Here is a 1,274-nt window from a genome sequence, read left to right as displayed (position 1 = left end):
GCTTACAGGTTTGGGTATATGGGGAAACGGTTGCAGAGGTCAGCGACCTGGGCGCGGACGCGGGCTTCGACTTCGGCGTTGCCGTCTTCGCCGTTGGCAGCCAGGCCGTCGACCACTTCGATGATCCAGTCGGCGATCTGGCGGAACTCGGCCTCGCCAAAACCGCGGGTGGTGCCGGCGGGGCTGCCCAGGCGGATGCCCGACGTGATGGTCGGCTTTTCCGGGTCAAACGGCACGCCGTTCTTGTTGCAGGTGATATGCGCCCGGCCCAGGGCCTTTTCGGTCGCGTTGCCCTTGACGCCCTTGGGGCGCAGGTCGACCAGCACCACATGGGTGTCGGTGCCGTGGGTCACGGTGTCGAGCCCGCCCTTGATCAGCTGATCGCTGAGCGCCTGCGCATTGATCACGACCTGCTGGATGTAGCTTTTGAACTCGGGGCGCAGCGCCTCGCCAAAGGCCACGGCCTTGGCCGCGATCACATGCATCAGCGGGCCGCCCTGAATGCCGGGGAAGATCGCCGAATTCACTTTCTTAGCGATATCTTCATCATTGGTCAGGATCATACCCCCACGTGGGCCGCGCAGGGTCTTGTGTGTGGTGGTGGTCGCCACATGCGCGTAGGGGAACGGGCTGGGGTGCTCGCCCGCCGCAACCAGACCGGCGAAATGCGCCATGTCCACGTGCAGATAGGCGCCGACCATGTCGGCGATCTGACGCATGCGGGCAAAGTCGATCTGACGCGGGATGGCCGAACCGCCCGCGATGATCAGCTTGGGGTTATGCTCTTTCGCCAGCGCCTCGACCTGATCATAGTCCAGCATGTTGTCCTGCTGGCGCACGCCGTATTGCACGGCGTTGAACCACTTGCCCGACTGGTTGGGCCGCGCGCCGTGGGTCAGGTGGCCACCAGCATCCAGGCTCATGCCCAGAATGGTGTCGCCGGGCTGGATCAGCGCCTGGAACACGCCCTGGTTGGCCTGGCTGCCCGAGTTCGGCTGCACATTGGCAAAACCGCAGCCAAACAGCTGCTTGGCGCGGTCGATGGCCAGATTCTCGGCGATATCAACAAACTCGCAGCCCCCGTAATAGCGCCGACCCGGGTAGCCTTCGGCATATTTGTTGGTCATCACCGAACCCTGCGCCTCCATCACAGCGGCAGAGACGATGTTCTCGGACGCAATCAGCTCGATCTCGTCGCGCTGACGACCCAGCTCAGACCGGATCGAGCCAAAAAGCTCAGGGTCGCGGTCCGACAAGGACTGGGTGAAAAATCC

Annotated in this window: 1 protein-coding gene; it reads right to left on the bottom strand. The window is 63.4% G+C overall.

Annotation, left to right across the window (positions count from 1 at the left end; all coding sequences use genetic code 11):
* Positions 1 to 2: 2 nt before the first annotated feature.
* On the bottom strand, positions 3 to 1,274 hold a 1,272-nt coding region (gene glyA, locus I9188_RS20145), incomplete at its 5' end, for a serine hydroxymethyltransferase (protein WP_280922447.1).

This window comes from Ruegeria sp. HKCCSA071, from assembly GCF_017872555.1.
Classification (GTDB): Bacteria; Pseudomonadota; Alphaproteobacteria; order Rhodobacterales; family Rhodobacteraceae; genus Ruegeria.
Note: the sequence above shows the minus strand (reverse complement) of the source record. Positions and strands in the feature narration are given on the sequence as shown.